Annotated in this window: 13 protein-coding genes; 5 read left to right on the top strand and 8 right to left on the bottom strand. The window is 40.7% G+C overall.

What is annotated here, in order from left to right; all coding sequences use genetic code 11:
• The first annotated feature begins 37 nt into the window (after positions 1–37).
• Positions 38–1,288, top strand: a complete 1,251-nt coding sequence (locus UYC_RS0102530) for an MFS transporter (RefSeq protein ID WP_016873067.1) — start codon at positions 38–40, stop codon at positions 1,286–1,288.
• Positions 1,289–1,570: 282 nt separating this feature from the next.
• Here UYC_RS0102530 and UYC_RS0102525 read toward each other — a convergent pair whose 3' ends face one another.
• Both UYC_RS0102525 and UYC_RS0102520 read right to left on the bottom strand, forming a co-directional pair.
• The gene (locus tag UYC_RS0102525; RefSeq protein ID WP_016873066.1) at positions 1,571–2,179 is read right to left on the bottom strand and encodes an MBL fold metallo-hydrolase; all 609 of its coding nucleotides are present in this window, start codon (positions 2,177–2,179) and stop codon (positions 1,571–1,573) included.
• 619 nt (positions 2,180–2,798) lie between these two features.
• On the bottom strand, positions 2,799–4,487 hold the full coding sequence (locus UYC_RS0102520; protein ID WP_016873065.1) for a phosphoenolpyruvate carboxykinase: 1,689 nt from the start codon (positions 4,485–4,487) through the stop codon (positions 2,799–2,801).
• A 676-nt stretch (positions 4,488–5,163) separates the two neighbouring features.
• Here UYC_RS0102520 and UYC_RS0102510 point away from each other — a divergent pair.
• The 4 genes from UYC_RS0102510 (at position 5,164) to galK (ending at position 8,559) form a co-directional block, all read left to right on the top strand.
• Positions 5,164–5,469 (top strand): YkvA family protein, encoded by a 306-nt coding sequence (locus tag UYC_RS0102510; protein WP_016873063.1) that lies wholly within the window; start codon positions 5,164–5,166, stop codon positions 5,467–5,469.
• 141 nt (positions 5,470–5,610) lie between these two features.
• Entirely contained in the window at positions 5,611–6,252 is a 642-nt protein-coding gene (locus tag UYC_RS0102505) for a pentapeptide repeat-containing protein (protein WP_016873062.1), read from the top strand.
• Between the two features lie 203 nt (positions 6,253–6,455).
• Positions 6,456–7,064, top strand: a complete 609-nt coding sequence (gene ndhI, locus UYC_RS0102500; RefSeq protein WP_200862351.1) for an NAD(P)H-quinone oxidoreductase subunit I — start codon at positions 6,456–6,458, stop codon at positions 7,062–7,064.
• A 427-nt stretch (positions 7,065–7,491) separates the two neighbouring features.
• Complete coding sequence (galK, locus tag UYC_RS0102495) at positions 7,492–8,559, top strand: galactokinase (protein ID WP_016873060.1); 1,068 nt, start codon at positions 7,492–7,494, stop codon at positions 8,557–8,559.
• Between the two features lie 150 nt (positions 8,560–8,709).
• Here the strand turns inward: galK and UYC_RS0102490 are convergent, their stop codons facing one another.
• From UYC_RS0102490 to UYC_RS0102460, 6 genes are all read right to left on the bottom strand, one after another.
• The gene (locus tag UYC_RS0102490) at positions 8,710–9,579 is read right to left on the bottom strand and encodes a hypothetical protein (RefSeq protein WP_016873059.1); all 870 of its coding nucleotides are present in this window, start codon (positions 9,577–9,579) and stop codon (positions 8,710–8,712) included.
• Between the two features lie 58 nt (positions 9,580–9,637).
• Positions 9,638–10,213 carry a GNAT family N-acetyltransferase gene (locus UYC_RS0102485; RefSeq protein WP_016873058.1) on the bottom strand — a complete coding sequence of 192 codons (576 nt, stop codon included), beginning with the start codon at positions 10,211–10,213 and terminating at the stop codon, positions 9,638–9,640.
• 32 nt (positions 10,214–10,245) lie between these two features.
• Positions 10,246–11,664 carry a hypothetical protein gene (locus UYC_RS0102480; RefSeq protein ID WP_016873057.1) on the bottom strand — a complete coding sequence of 473 codons (1,419 nt, stop codon included), beginning with the start codon at positions 11,662–11,664 and terminating at the stop codon, positions 10,246–10,248.
• Between the two features lie 190 nt (positions 11,665–11,854).
• The gene (locus tag UYC_RS0102475) at positions 11,855–12,697 is read right to left on the bottom strand and encodes a hypothetical protein (protein ID WP_016873056.1); all 843 of its coding nucleotides are present in this window, start codon (positions 12,695–12,697) and stop codon (positions 11,855–11,857) included.
• Positions 12,698–12,720: 23 nt separating this feature from the next.
• On the bottom strand, positions 12,721–13,605 hold the full coding sequence (locus tag UYC_RS0102470) for a hypothetical protein (protein ID WP_235181600.1): 885 nt from the start codon (positions 13,603–13,605) through the stop codon (positions 12,721–12,723).
• A gap of 1,262 nt (positions 13,606–14,867) precedes the next feature.
• Positions 14,868–16,517, bottom strand: a complete 1,650-nt coding sequence (locus UYC_RS0102460) for an ArnT family glycosyltransferase (RefSeq protein WP_016873053.1) — start codon at positions 16,515–16,517, stop codon at positions 14,868–14,870.
• Positions 16,518–16,889: the final 372 nt, after the last annotated feature.

Here is a 16,889-nt window from a genome sequence, read left to right as displayed (position 1 = left end):
ATATGAGTGTTCAAACTTTTATGTCTGTTCCCTTTTAATGATGCGTCCGTTGAAAGCCCTAAAAGCGAAGTTCGACCTACCTCTGAAATTTTGGATTATCGCTCTGATTGCGTTTATTAACTCAGTCAGTTTCACAATTATTATTCCAATTCTTTATCCCTACGCCAAACAATTTGGACTTAGCGATTTTCAAGCCAGCTTACTTACTACAGGTTATGCGATCGCTCAATTCATCGCTACTCCTATTTTGGGGCGCTTTTCTGACTTAATGGGACGCAAGCCGCTTCTTGTCATTAGCCTTATCGGAACTGTCGCTGCAAATTTGCTTGCCAGCTTTGCACCTGTTGCCTGGTTACTTTTTGCTGCTCGCATTTTCGATGGTTTGACAGGAGGAAACACTTCCATTGCTAGAGCTATTATTACTGACACAACTGCACCAAGCGATCGCGCTAAAGCATTTGGATTGCTTGATGCTGCTTTTCGCTTAGGATTTGTTACAGGCCCTGCTATTAGTTACTTTGCTCAACTTTTACCAACTTTGCCAGGAGTTTCCTCATTGGGGATGAGCTTTTTTGCAGGAGCGATTATTGCCTTTTTAGCTGTTGTTCTAACTTGGTTGCTACTGCCAGAAACTTTACCACAACGACAGAAACTGCAACTGAGTTGGCAAATGTTTGGTTTTAGCAAAATCTTTCAGTCTGCTTTACATCCAAAGCTTGGTAAAGCATTTGTGCTAACGTTTTTTAGCGGCTTTACGTTTACAATTTTTACCTTTGCCTTTCAACCCTTCTTCCTCAATATTCTCAATCAAGATGCCCAAACTTTGGCGATCGTATTTACACTCATTGGTGTAGTCGGTGTGCTTACACAAATTTTTGCTGTCGAAGCGCTGACAAAGCGGTTTAATCTTGCCAATATTCTAGCTGTGGCAATTGCTGGACGAGCCGCAGTTTTTCTACTAATTCCTGTCTTTCCAGTGTTGCCTGCGTTCGTTATTTTAGCGTGTCTTTTAGGCATCACTAATTCATTTCCAATCCCACTGATCGGCGCTATCTTATCTCTTAATAGCAGCGATCGCGAACAAGGTGAAGTTCAAGGAATTAATGCATCTTACCTAAGTATCTCGAATGCGATCGGCCCTGCTGTAGCAGGTTTACTCGTCAGTATTAGCTATAGCGCTCCTTTTTGGGTAACTGGGGTTCTGACGCTGTTAACAGCAGGATTTGCCCTCAGTCTCAAATCATCTGTTAATTGTGGTAGAAAAGAGGGGTTAGGGGCTAGGGGCTAGGGACTAGGGGCTAGGGAAAAGAGATTCTTATTGGCTATTTGTGTGATTTATTGCATGATATCATGTCCGACAAAGCAGTTATGATTAAAGCTCACGCAAAGACGCACCAGGCGCAGAGAGTTTTTAAGAGTGTTTATAGAGTGTTTATAATAACGAATTCGACGAACTTAATATGACAGTTTAGCTTGAAAAAGGGTGTAGGGAAGAAATTTTTGTAGCAATGCCCAATGTCCTTTTTCATATTTAGTGAGTTCATTGGGACTGCGTTCTTGTGCTAGTTCCTCAAGATTTGCTTAGGTTAACGGCAAGTTCTTGTAAGATCAGGCTCCCATTTCGGAATACCGACCAGCCATCACCCACTAGTACAGCCTCTATTTCCTTTATCTTTGCTAATCTCTGAACTGAAGCAACAGCTTCTGCTCGATTAGAAAGTTTGGCATCGGGTAAAATCATTAAACTGCCCGCTTTATGTGCTCGTACCAAGTCACCAGTAATTAGGGTTGTTTTTTCTAAAAGCAATGCTAACTCGCCTGGAGTTTTTGAGCCATGTAATTCGAGTACCTGTAATCCCGATACTAACTCATCACCATCAGCAAGCCAGCGATCGCACTTAATCGGAAAATAGTCTTTTTCAGCGATCGGGCCTGCCATTTTAGCACTAAAAGAATTAGCGATTTGCTTGGCAGCACGTACATGATCGGAGTTAGTAATAACGATCCAACTTGCACCACCTAAGTCATTAAGATGTTTCCAGTCGTAGCTTGATAAACCTAATGGATCTATAAGGATGTTTCCCTGGGGACGAATCCAAGCAACGCTATTGAAATCTACATTGCGTTCTTCATCAAAACTCGACCATCCATACAAGTCAGAACGGTGTAGTAATTTCATAAGATAGATTTTTGAATAGCCTCCTTGCCAGCATACACTGCAATGGCATATCCGATCGGGCAATTTGTGGAAATTAGCAGGGATGGCAAAAAGCAAGTACACTTCGTTGCGGCTATGTAAAGATATGAGAGTTTAAGAGAACGAAAAATAGCTGCAACACACCCTAAAATTACCAAAAATGCATATATATTCCACTAAATATCCCTATGGCGTTGCATGAAAGTTGCATATAACTTTACGAGGCGATTGTTTTTTGGAATCATCAACTTTAGTTCATGAGATTGACTTTACATTTTGGCTTGCTTTTTGCTAGTGGTGTGTGTCCCACTAGCTTTTTTCTTGCAGCTAAAACTCCGGCGACGATTTTTGTAAGTTCTGTTTAACGCTCCAAATTCCAAGTATTTTCAATTCATTTATACTCCGGCTTGAGATATCAAAATGTAAGGCGATCGCATTGTTGAAAGACAAATCACCAGATGTTGCATAAAAATTGCATATAACTTTACACAAGTATTCAGTCTCTGGAATTCTTATTTCTAGACCATGATTCCTCTATAACTTCTAATTGGCTTTACTGTTAGTCAGTAGTGTTTCTTCTACTGGCTTTTTTATTGAGAAATTAATTTTCTTTGCCTACCATAGGCCCGCCCAATAGCACTTGAGGAGCAACTCCATCTGCAAACTGCTTAAAATTTTCCACAAACATTTCTGCAAGCTTATGAGCTTGGATATCGTAGGCATCAGGATCGCTCCAAGTCAAGCGAGGAGTTAGTAACTCGTCAGACACTCCAGGACAGTGAACGGGGACATGAAAACCAAATACCGGATTAATCTTTGTGGGTATTTCGTCCAGTGCGCCACTCAGGGCTGCTGTTAACATAGCACGAGTCTGCTTGATCGGGATGCGTTCTCCTACACCATAAGTTCCCCCTGTCCAACCTGTATTTACCAGCCACACTTTTACTTTGTGATGTTCAATTTTTTGCCCTAATAAAGCCGCATAAACACTGGGGTGCAAAGCCATAAAAGGTGCGCCGAAGCAAGCACTAAAGACTGCCTGAGGCTCGTGTCCCAATCCTTTTTCTGTCCCGGCTACCTTTGCTGTATAGCCACTTAAAAAATGATACATCGCCTGTTCGTTAGTCAACCGGGCGATTGGTGGCAATACTCCCAGAGCGTCAGCAGTCAGGAAAATAATATTTTGCGGATGGCCAGTCATTCCAGTTGAACTGGCATTGCTTATATACTCAATTGAGTAAGCCCCACGAGTATTTTCAGTGATACTGGCATCATTTAAATCTAAATGTCTGGTGAGAGGGTTAATCACAACATTTTCTAGAATGCTGCCAAAGCGCTGCGTTGTCTGATAAATTTCCGGTTCCGCTTCTTTAGACAGTCGAATTAACTTGGCATAACAGCCACCCTCAAAATTGAAAATCCCGCGATCGCTCCAACCATGTTCATCATCACCAATCAGTGTGCGTTTGGAATCGGCGGAAAGAGTCGTTTTACCTGTACCAGACAATCCAAAAAACAAAGCCACATCTCCGCTGTGCCCAACATTAGCAGCACAATGCATCGGCAAGACGCGATGGTGAGGTAGCAGATAATTAAGGGTTGTAAATATGGATTTTTTAATCTCACCAGCATAACTGGTGCCACCAATCAAAATTAATTTGCGGGCGAAATTTAAGACAATAAAGACATCTGAGTGGGTACCATCAATTTCTGGTTTGGCATGAAAGTTGGGCAGAGCGATTACAGTAAAATCAGGTACAAAACTAGCGAGTTCCTGCCGCGATGGTTCAATAAATAGGTTGCGAACAAAGATACTATGCCATGCCGTCTCGGTAATGAAGCGAATCGAAAGCTGATAGGTGGGATCGGCACCAGCATAATAGTCTTGAACAAACACATCTCGTCCTTGCATATATGCCAGCATTCTTGCGTGTAGAGCCTCAAAACGATGCTCGCTGATGGGATAATTCACCTTCCCCCACCAAACCTCGTTAGCGCTGCTGGATTCGCGGACAATGAATTTGTCATTTGGCGATCGCCCTGTATGCTGACCAGTACGCACAACTAATGGCCCCTCAGCCGCCATAACCCCCTCTTGGCGTCGAATAGCTTCTTCATAAAGGGCTGGAGTCGAAAGATTCCAGTAGACATTACCAGGGTTGAGGATACCTTGCTCTTCTAGAGCATAGTTGTTGTGCATCACGTTCCCAGGCATTGGCGACTCCACTGAACTGCCATTGATTAACGGCACGCCGTCAAGCCAGGTCTGTACAAATAGATTTTCTGTCATTGTCCGATTTTTCGTTATTCAATGCTGTACTAAGCCAAAGATAGCTTTTAGCTCATAATCTTGCTTCTGTACCTTCCTTGTTTGATGGCGACATAACATTAGTACCATTGCAACGATGTATTCCAATATCGCAATGCAACAGAAGATTATGCTTATCTCCATCCGAAATAGAGGAAATGATTTTTTGATTTAATTTTTGATTGGCTTCTAGTACCAGGCTAAGAAAAAAATGTGAGGAAGTTGTGAGAAAGGAGTAATTCTTTATATAAAGTTTTATAGACATTGGTCATTGGTTAGTAGGGGCGGGTTTTGTTGATAATCTTGCTGCTCAAACGGATAATTTATCTTTTAAACCCGCCCGTACAGTAGTTAGTAGGGGAGGCAGCGCGTTGCGCGGGTTCCCCGCGTACAGTGGAGTGGTTAGTAGTTCTCCTCTGCCTCCCTACCCCCTGCCCTCTGCTCCTGGTGCTCTCTTGCCCCCACGTCCTCTTTTCCTGTTCCCAACCATAACGTAAACAGGTGTAAAGCCAGACTGGTATTAGCTTGTACCGATAACATACGGTTAACCACACATAGATTGGGCGGTGAAATTTCACTACAAAACCAAGGGTTATCTACACCAGACTTTTACGTATAAATTTGTCAAGATAATGTTGTTAGTTAGAGGGCATATTCAATGGGCAAGAGATTTTTTACTCAACTATTAGTAGACAAAATTCGTAAAATTTTCCGTAATTCTAAATATCGCTGGTTTGCAATTATTGCTGGCTTAGTGTATTTAGTCAGCCCATTGGACATTTCACCCGATGTTGTACCTATTTTGGGATGGCTTGATGATGGTTTAATTGCTAGCTTAGTCATTGCAGAAGTTTCCCAAATTGTTGCAGAAAAACTCAAAAATCGTCAAAAAGGCAATTCTGCCACAGCCAATCCTACTCAAACACCTGCTGTGATTGATGTTAATGCTGTCTCCTTAAACTAATCAGCGGCGCGTAAAAACTGGAAATCTTTGGGTATAAAGGCTAAAAGCAGAGTATTGATGGATTATTCGCATACAAAATAAATAGCGCGGAGTTGGAGTGTCTCTAGCTCCGATTGTTTTTTACATAAAGTTAATTCAAAAATGAAAAACATCATATTAACTACTTTAAATAGCTGGTTAAAAAGACCTCAAAAATCTGTTTTGCTGTTTGATTCAATTGCCGCCGCTAATGAAATTGCCTTTATGCTCAAAGGAGAGTGGGATGGCTGTAATGGTGTGGTCATGTCTAAATGTGATGAGGTAGCTCTTAATACTGCTGCAACTCTGATGGATACTGGATGGTGTTATCAAGGTGCTTGGGTTGCTGTTTTAAATAGATTGACAACTGAGGAACTTCTGCGTCGTTATGCGATCGGAGAAAGAAATTTTACTAATGCTAATCTAAGATGTGCCAAGCTCTGTTCGCTTTTTTTGAGTGAAGTAGATTTAAGTAGAGCTAAACTTAATTTTGCTAATTTGAGTGGAACTAATCTTACTAAAGCAGACTTTACAGCAGCAGATATTCAAGATGCAAATTTAAGCGATACTAACTTGAGTCAGTCACGATTGGTTAGAGCTAATTTGCTCTCAGCAAACCTATCACGGGCAGATTTGAAAGGAGCAAATTTAAGTTATGCTTGCTTGAACAATGCCAATTTAAGTGAAGCAGACTTGAGAGGTACTAATCTTTCCCAAGCAGACTTAAAAGGGGCTGATTTGAGTGGAGCGCTTTTTGATAATTAGTCAAGATTGTGTGTTTACAAAATTTATGTGTATCGCAATTAACGTGAAATGGTATAATTTTGAATTAGCTAAAAAACTGTAACAATATTTTGTTATCCTAATTACAAATAAACTTAACTTTAGGTCTTTCATTCGATAGAGGAAGCTGTTAATCACAACTATTACCTTGCTCATTAACGGCTTTTAAAAAGGAGGACTTAATGTTGAACTTCCTGAAGCAAGTTGCCGACTACACTAGAGAAAGTTTTCAAGCAGCTAGATATATTGGGCAAGGGCTGTCAGTTACTTTCGACCATATGCAACGTCGTCCAATTACGGTGCAGTATCCTTACGAAAAACTGATTCCCTCTGAACGATTTCGAGGTCGAATTCACTTTGAATTTGATAAGTGTATTTCATGCGAAGTTTGCGTTCGCGTCTGCCCTATTAACCTGCCAGTAGTAGATTGGGAATTTGACAAAGCAGCTAAAAAGAAAACACTCAAGCATTACAGTATTGACTTTGGTGTTTGTATTTTCTGTGGTAACTGCGTCGAATATTGCCCTACTAATTGTCTGTCAATGACAGAAGAATACGAACTTAGCACCTACGATCGCCATGAATTGAACCACGATAGTGTAGCGATGGGAAGGCTCCCTTATAAAGTAAATTTAGATCCAATGGTGACTCCGTTGCCAGAATTGGTTTACTTACCCAAGGGTGTAATGGAACCTCACGAGCTACCGTCTGACACTCGTCGTGCAGGTTTAGTGCCATCCGAAATTGTGGAAGAAACTGGAGAAAATGGCAAAAATGACCGCCGAAAACCTTAAATCTTGTTCTTGATGCTATTGCGATGGTAGAAGAAAATTTTTGAGCGATCGCTTTATTCCTCGCCTTGAAAAGCAATTACTTTTATAGAATAATTGCAAACAACTGAATTAAATTCCTATTAAGAATAAATTTTATCTTACATCCACCCAAAGGTAATTTTGGGTGCGTTACATTACGTTAAATATCTTAAAATTTAAGATTAATTTTAGAAATTGGTCTTGCTCTCGATGTACCGTAGGTGCTGTAATGCTGTGAAATTTTACGTAGCGTTATTATGTAAAGCACCCAAAAAATCTAAGCTAGACTTTAGAAATTAACTCTAAGAGTTTAAAGTACAAATTAATAAAATATGCAATTGTATATCTCCTAAATTAAATTTATTGACGGAGGTTCAACATTTGCTGATTTTACTATCACAAAGTGGTTATGAATTTCCAACAGCTATTTGCCAAAGCACCAGAAGTTGAAGCTAGTGCCCCCGGAAGAGTAAACCTATTAGGCGAACATACAGATTACAATGATGGCTTTGTTCTGCCAACAGCAATTCCGCAAAGAACCACGGTACAGCTAGGTTTTAGTGCTGATGGACAGCACCATTTCTACTCGGAAAATTTAGATGAGCGAGTAGATATTCTAGAAATTAAGCATACGCCATCGGGATTTACAAGTTATATTTTTGGCTGTATTCAAGTTTTACAACAAGAAGGGCATACAATACCATCGCTAAATTTGTACGTTAAATCATCTATTCCGATTGGTTCGGGTTTGTCTAGCAGTGCGGCTTTGGAAGTTGCAACCCTGCGAGCATTACGCCAACTCCTCAATCTTGCGATCGATGATGTCGAAATTGCTCAATTTGCACAGCAAGCAGAAATTCATTACGCTGGTGTGCAATGCGGCATCATGGATCAGATGGCTGCGAGCCTTGGTGACACTGAACATATTCTGTTTTTAGATACCCGTACTTTGGAACGCCGTATGCTACCTTTGCCTGCTGGCTCAGAGATTGTGGTGATAGATAGTGGTGTGCCTCGCACGCTAGCAAGTAGTGGGTATAACTACAGAAGAACTGAGTGCCAGGAGGCAGCGCGATTATTAAAAGTAAAGGCATTGCGAGATATTACCGAGACTAGTGCGGTAAAAGCTTTGCCAGAACCATTACAGCGCCGTGCCCATCATGTAGTCACAGAAAACCATCGGGTGTTGGAAGTGTTGCACGGTGTATCATCTGAACACTTTGGCAAATTAATGAATGCTTCCCACGCCAGTTTGCGGGATGATTACGAAGTGTCTGTACCTGCACTGGATACTTTAGTAGAAATGTTGCAGAAAACTCCAGGAGTTTTTGGTGCAAAGTTAACAGGTGCAGGTTTTGGTGGAGCTTGTGTGGCTTTAGTTGCAGCAGGTGAGGGGAGAAATATTGCTAAAAAGGTGCTTGAACAATATAACCATACAGGTAACACCGGACAAGTTTTAGTTCCCGCTTGTATTTAAACAGCGAAGTTTTTGGTATCAAAGATGACTTTAAAAGTAAAAAATCAAAGGAGAGATTGCCAAGCTCAACAAAATATAAAAAGCGATCGCCTACTTCTGGAATTGAAGCCAAGTCGCGATCGCATTTAATCCTTTACCCTTGCCCTATTTTCAGGAAAGCTCGTGTCCACTTTGAAGAAGAAGATTCTCTCGAATTATGCCAAGTGCAAGTTCGCACATCGTAGCAGTCGCATTCCGAGGTGGCCTCGGATTTTTTGGATCGCTAGCTCTGTATGCCTTGGCCGTTTGATAGATAGAAGAATACTTCTTTGTGTTCTCAAACACCGATACAAGATTATTGGCTTCATTGCCTGGTTGCCCAGCATCCCAAGTCCATGGCTTATCGCCATACATTTCCTTTGTAAACCGCATGAACAAGATCTGAGATTCTACAGAGGGCACCCACGTATCAACATAAGTTGCCATCATATCCCAAAATTCATCTTCAGGCTTATTCTGCCATTCCTTCACCAGCTCTTTGATACGGGCTATTTGTTCAGGGGTGAAGCCAAAATCTTGCAAGTTTTGATCGCTACCTGATTTGCCTGCTTGGAGAAAACTAACTAGCCCAATGGTGACACCCGTTGCTGAGATTAAGACACCGACAACGCCAAAAGTAAGAGCAATCCAGTGTTTGGCAACATAATTTCGTAACGTCCGCTTCTTTGACATGGAGTCACTAGCCTTTTCAAGGGCTTCTTTCCCCTTTTTAAAGGTGGGATCGTCCTGATCGAACTCCTGCCCACCAGTATTGATCTCACTAAGCTCTAATTCATCCTTCTGTTGTCTTGCATCGATCTCCTGTGAAAGTTTGAGATCGCTACCTTTAATAATGCTGAGTTCCTGGGCGGCCTGCTTTCCAGTGTTACTTAAGGATTTCTGGGAGTTTTTGGCTATTTCTTCACTTTCTTCGCTAACATCTTCCTCTGTTTTGTCTTCATATTCATCTTCCAATGTTGGATCAATCTTTGTTTCAGCCATGGTAAAGCTCCTTTTTGTTATTAATGTTGTTTGTTTTTTGCGCATTTACTTGCACTCTCTACAATGCGATTCGGTATCGCTTGATTGTTGTGCCCGATGTGGGCATTACACTTTCATTTTGAAAAACACCTCCATTTTTTTGGATAATACGTGAAGAAGCTATATTTTCTGCATTACAGGTGAGCAGAACTTCTCCTAGCTCCAGCAGCTTTGCCTTTTCAAGCGTCAAGAAGAGGAGATGAGTTCCATATCCTTTTTGACGTGCAGTGGGTCGAATGTGATAACTAATGTGTCCGTAGTACTGTCTGAGCCTCGATGTGAGTCGATGATGGATCTTGCTTGCCCCAATCAATAGGGAATCGTCTTTGACTAACCAATACGTGCTGATAGGAACAGTTTGTTGTCGTTGCTCGGAGTCTTGTGACTGACGGATCAAACGTGCTAGATAAGCCGAGAAATTGTACTCGACCATATAACGAACTGTGCGATATTGGTCTTCACCGAATTGCTCAAACTCATTCACCATATCCAAAAATGGTTTGGCAAACTTAGTAGATGGTTCTACCAAAACCACATTTTGCATTCTGCTGTTAAGATGAGCAACTTCGGAGTTATTCATCAAGCTTTGGTTCATTTTTCTTCAATTAGGCGAATCGCTATTATCTTTTATTGAGCGTATTGTTTGTATTCATTACGCATACTTTCCCATTGTTTAACCGTATCTTTTGCTTTTTGGGGTTCGCTGTTGTAATACTGTTTGAGCAATTGTGCTGTCAGATTTGCCACATATGTAGAATGTGAACTATCAGCTTGGTCTTTGTGTTCGACTGTCTCGGCTGCTCCACAACCAGGAGAAGTATTTGGAAATCGGTAAAGCGCACCCGTACCACTGTCTTTGTAGTCCCATTCCTTGATACAGTGAGACCCGTACATACCCATGTTTATACAGTTTTGATCTTGATAGACAGCCGATACCTGACCCAATCGCTGCGAAATCTTTTGATCTATATCTGCGATTGTCCCATTACCATAATCGATATACTTATCAAGCGCATTCATTAATCCGCTAAAAGCTGTCGTATCTACCACTTTTTTGTCGCTGCTAGCGATGATGAGTTGAATCTTATGCAATACAAGAACTAGACCTGCACCAAGTAAAAACAATGGAAAGCCAGTAAATTTATAATCATCCTCCATCAAGAGATTAACTTGTTGTACGATGCCTGTATCGGAGCTTAACTTGGAATTCAGAGCATCCTTGAAATATCTGTATTCCTCGTCAGTTGGTGTAGGTGGATTATCAGCCCATGCCCCTCTGTAGTAACTATTCAGCCAGTCAAAATCAGTGGCTATCGTTGCATCAATGTTTTCGAGATTGGCTTTGGTAATTACGTCAGAGACTGCCTTTTGAATTTCTTTGGGCAGATCTACCTGTTGCTTAGACATCAATCTCCCGAAAATAAGCTGTAGGACAGCAGCACCACCAGAAAGAATGAGACCAGCAGGCCCTAAGGCAAAACCAGCAAACTGCGCCATAGTCAATGCAGCATCGATAACTGTTGCTGTTGCATCGTCTACGCCTAAAGCCAGATTTTCTACTAACACAGGTGTGTCATGGGTTGGCAATGTAGCATAAGAAGTGGTTCCGTTTTGCAAGTCAATTCTCATACCTGGTAAGCCAAAAGCAATACTACCGAGGTTGGTGGTGCGTTTGTAAACTAGTGTTCCTTCTTCATAATCACGCCAATCTTTGCTCAGGGCTGTGATTGAATCTGCGACGATTTTCTCATCTGGTAAAATCGGAAACCTCTGCCTAAAGGCTCTTAAGGCGATCGGCTCGCGGCTTTCAAGATACGCTTGAACATTGGGTGGAAGGTGGGATCTATCTGCCTTTTCGTTAAAAAGTGGAGGGATGTCAGCGTCTGAGGGCGGCACTTCTGGGAATGATATCGGTTCTTTAACGAGGGATTTCACACCCGTTTGACTAACAGCTTCCCCACGATAATAGCGTTGCATATAAGAGCTAAAGCTGGTTCCTTCTGTTGTTGAAAGGAATACCATGAAATATCCGAATTCTGTGGGCATTTTTTACCCTCCTAAATCAGAAATAGAGATAGCTTATTCATATGGTTTGTATTCATTCTTTGCAGGTGAACAATAGGGATATGAAGAAGCCAAAAACCTTCTTACTTCCGAACGACTTGCGTTTTTAGCGAAGTGTCTAATTACTGAATGAGTCTCTAACTTTTTTAAGATTCAGCTTGTGATGTAATCTCTAATTGCTATTGTCATCGCTGTCTTCTTGGCTCTGGGCAAGTAAATCTGCTAAAGCTAGCTCGCAAAGATCGGCAGCAATGCTACGCGGCAATTTAGTGTTCTTGTAGGTCGTTTTTTCAATGGTATGGTAGATAGCAGAGGATTTATTCTCTATTTCATAGGCATCTTTAAGTTTATCGATTAAATCAGCCTTATCAGTTGCATCCCAAGTAAAATCAGGAGTGTTCGCCCAGTTCTTGATATACCCCATCATCAACATCTGCGTTTGCAAGGAAGGATTATAGCCATCTGCATAACTGGCAATATTCTCCCAAAGCTGGTCGTCGGATAAGCTCTTCCACTTCTCGATAATCGCTTTAGCATCATCCACATCCTGTTGAGTGAATTGGTCAGTCGGCTTTGGCTCCTTATTTTGTATATACTGAATCAAGAATGCAATGACTCCACCTGCAACCAATAAGCCTAATACTGCTATTACAATTCTTTTTCTCGATTTTTCTCGATTTGCTCTTTTTTCATCTCCGATTTTGTCTTTTTGCTCACGCGCATTCTTTTCAGATTTACTCAGCCTCTCGTCACTTCCGTTGATGCGTTCACCTTCAGGGTTCCTATACTTCGTCTCGAAGTTATCAAGTGCCAGACGAGTTTCAATGGTAATATCGAGTAATTTATTTAACTCTACAAGTCGTTTGTTGTAAGTCTCAATCTGCGTTTTAATATCGCTATAGAGTTTATCGATCACTTCTCTACCGATATCCTCGTTTTCTTGATCGTACTGCTCCTCAGACTTATCCTCAAATTCTTCGTTTATATCTTTTGGCGGTTCTTTTGGTGGTTCCATAGTTTTCTTCCTAAGTTAATCAGTTAGTTATTCGAGCCATCTTTGTAACCTTCGTATTGAGTTTTGGTACTCTTCCATTCGTTGATAGTTGCCTGAGCCTTATCAGGGCGTCCGTGATAATATTTCAAATTCAACTGAGCCTGCAAAAGCTCTAAAGCCGCCTCGCGACCTATTTTGGCAGACTCTTCGTCGTTATAGTTGTATACAGTTCCGTTAGGGCCCTTGCCTTTGTCTGTAAAAGAATAACTGCCGTTATTTTGTTGCACGTCAGTAACTTGTCCGATTCGTTTTGAGATTTCTCCCTGGATCTTGGTATTAGTGTTGTTTGCTTGGTCAACATATTCTCCCAAAGTATCGATTAAAACTTGTAGAGCTGGTGTGTTTTTTACCTGACGAGAACTACTCTTGATGATCAGGTCAACTTTCAACAAAACAATGTGTAACGAAGCCCCAAGCAAAAATGCTGTAAATCCAACCACATCATACTCTGGGTCTTCAAGAAGCGTAATAAAGAAAAGAAAATTTGAGTTTGGCCCCAACGCTAGGTTTAAATTCGCTTCAAAATCTTTAAGCTCGGCGCTATCATCCAAGTCTTCATTCCAAGCATTTTCATAATATTCTCTGAACCAGGCATAGGTTTGTTTGAAGCTAGCCAGAGATTCGCGAATCTTTTCTGCAGTTAGTTCACTGGTGAGTACCTTGTCTAATTGTTCGGCAATTGGTATTGTCTTTTGTTCGGATGAGAGCAAACTATGGAAAATCGTTTGCAGTATGGCTGCTCCACCAGCGACAATTAATCCTTCAGGCCCTAGTGCGAAACCTGCAAACTGCGCCATCGTTAACGCAGAGTCAATAATTGTGGTGTCGCTCCCAGAAGCAGTTGATGTTAAGTTCGTTTCCATTTGCATATATGTCTTTAATAAAGATTTCTTGATCTGGAATTAGAAAGAATTCACGAATAAGAAGCCAGAATTCTGCTTGGAAATTCTGTGCCACTAGCTCCAAGTTAAGCATCTACAAGTCTGAAAACCAGTGCTGCATATTCAAAGGGACTGGGTAGTGGATACACTTCTTGACAGCGGTAAATATTGCAGGAGGATCGTACTCCCACACCTATGCGTAACAACCTTTTCCCAACCCCTAGTTGTCCACTCTTCAGTAAGCCGTCCATTCATCCCCTCTCTCGAAGAGCGAAGAAGGGGATTTCTAGACACAACCGGGAAAAATCCGAAGGGTAGGGCTTCAGGAGAGAGTATCTGTAGAGATGATGAATAAGCAAGTTTAAGTTCTCTCTCAAATCACAAGATTTAAGAGTCTACAATTAATACCAATTTCCTCTAAAGGTGAAACATATCTTTTTGTACAGACGTGACATGACACGCGTACATGATTTCTATGTATCGTGATGAACGGTAAATGGTATAAGTGGGGGTCTGCATCCCCATTTGATTGTATTCTGAACTTCTGAATTTTTCTTTAAAAAAGATCTATCGAGATCTTTATTATTCTGTGGCTTATTCCAAAAGTAAGGCTACAGATTCAATACAAGTATTTGACTGACCTAAAAATTCAAGATTTAGGCGTCGTTAAACAAAGGCAAAAGCTCTCATGTTCAACTAAATTGGATATTAACTATATATCAAGTTTGTATCCAGTTAGTCAAGCTTATATTATGTCTTGTGCTTCTCCGAAAAAATCATTAAATCAATGAATATAACTGAAAAAATAATACACTAAAAATAATGATTACTTATGTAAAATCAAGCTATTTATATAACTATAATCATAAGTATTATTAGCGTCAGTCAAAACCAGGCGATCGCTACTTGAAAAAATGCCCAAATGATAAAAACAATCTGCAAGATGAGAAAAAAGATAAAAAGGATTATGGGAAAGCAAAAAAATAAAAATGATTATTATTTATACTCAAGATTCAGTATAAATATTTAACTTTTTGTTTAAAAACAAGTTACAAAAATTTATTTTCATTGCTTTCATGCTTTTCTCTACAATTATCATTGTTATTTATGATACCTTAACTCTAATAATATGTTTTTTAACGCTTAGTAATAAAATTGACGTTCAATTTTGTAGATACAAGTGATAAAATTGTCACATTAAGTTACATAGAACAGAGTTAAGCAAATTCAACCTCATCCTATTTACTGTCCTACGGCAGCACTTGAACCAATTGGTATTGTTGTATCTTTCCAAGCACCTGATGAGGTGTGGTTGACTCAGACGCTTGTTTGGCAGAGATCCAAGCATAGCTAGAAGTTGGCAGCTCAGAAATTTTGTCTACTCGTTTTCCGATGTAGGGAGTGTAGAAATTGAGCAATACTCCAGTTTTGCCTCCAACTTGAACAAAGTGGATGGGATAATGTTGTAAAACTTGAGCGATCGCAGGTTGTGCCAAAAAAGTTCTGACATCGGGATTGTAATCACTCAAAAAGCCGTAACTACCAGCCACAGCCAAAGTCAGCCATGCCGGAATCAACCAACCAGCAAGCCAATAACTAGAAGTGAAAGACTGCTTGCCAAAGCGGTAACGACAAATCCACACAACAGGCAAAATCAACCAACCACCACCTAAAGCCAAAGCAAGGATTGCATACTTGCGGATCTCGCCACTACCTAAAGTCAAAGCGATCGCACCCGCTAATAATAATAAAACAGCTAATACACCAAAAATATAGCTGAGAACACGAGGATAGGAGGACACGGAGAAAGTTGCTGATAAATTCTCCGCGTCTTTCATTTCAAATGATTTGAATTTTGTATCATACACCCAACCCAGCCAATCTAACCCTACGGCTGCAAGCAAGGCAATGAACGGATAAAGCAAAAGACTGTAATGAGATAGACGAGTAGAAAAAAGACTAAGTTCAACAAATAAAACTAGAGGAAAGCCAATTAGTATGGAATTGTAGCGGGGTAGGGGACGACGATAAGCTAAAAATAAGCCTAAAAGACTGAAAAAAAACCAAGGAAACGCTTTAATCGAAACATTCCATACATAGAAGAAAATTCCGTGATCTCGGCGATCGTTAGAACCGAGTCTAAATACAAAGTTGAGTAATTCTGCACCACTATCATTGCCAAAGCGTAAAAAACTCAACCACAGCCAAACAAAAGTGGGAATTAAACCAACTATAAACCCTAAATACAACATGGGGTTTGTCAGATGGCGGTGATGACGATATTCCCCAATTAGGTAAGGGAATAAAGCGATCGCCGGCAAAAAAACCATAAAGCTTCTAACTAAAAAGCCCAAACCAAAACAAGCGCCCGCAATGAAGCGATAAAAATTGCCATATTTTGAATGTAATTCCGCTTTTAGTAAAGACCAAATTGCTAAAAGGACTAAAAAAATCATCGGCACATCTGGTGTGCCTAAACGACAGTATTGCAACCAAAGAAATTCTACGCTCAAAATTGCAGCAGCGAGCCAGCCAACTTTTTTACCAAGTAGAATTTTCCCAACTTCGTATAGAATTAGCACGCTCAGAACACCAAAAACCATACTTGGCAGGCGCACGCTAGTTTCACTAATACCAAACAAATTGTAAGAAGTGGCTATTAACCAATAGGGGCCAGGGGTTTTATGATGGGGTTCTGACCAAGGATTGATCCAGTCACCAGACTCAAACATTCGGCGCGATCGCCAAGCATATAATCCTTCATCATGCGCCATCAAGCTACTATGTCCAGAACTCAATAGTAATAATGGCAGTAGCCAAATTAGCAGACTAATGTAAGGGAAACCCGCCCAGACGAGTAAGCGCTGCCAAATTGAAGGAGAAAGTAATTTTAATAACATTTAATTAAATATAGGCATTATTAATTACATACACTAAAAGGGAATTGGTTAGTGGTTGGTAGGGGAGGCAGCGCGTTGCGGAGGCTCCGCTCCGTTGTAGCGACTGCCGTGCGGGTTTGATTGATGATCTATGGGTGAAAACCGACAATTTCTCTTTTAAACCCGCCCGTACAGTGGTTATTAGGTACAGACGTGAGGAACATCGCATCTGTACAGTTGTTTACTGTTCCCCTTGTCCTCTTCTTTGTCCCCAGTCCCTATTTTTTCAGACTTTTTCTAATATATGTATGGTGAGTTATAAATTTTTCTCACGACACAATACCTGTTAATTCAACAAATTATAGGCAAAAATTCTCTTGAAATCGATTTTTT

The sequence above is a fragment of the Chlorogloeopsis fritschii PCC 6912 genome (assembly GCF_000317285.1).
Classification (GTDB): Bacteria; Cyanobacteriota; Cyanobacteriia; order Cyanobacteriales; family Nostocaceae; genus Chlorogloeopsis; species Chlorogloeopsis fritschii.
The sequence above is the reverse complement of the archived record's forward strand: the minus strand, read 5'-3'. Positions and strand labels throughout refer to the sequence as shown.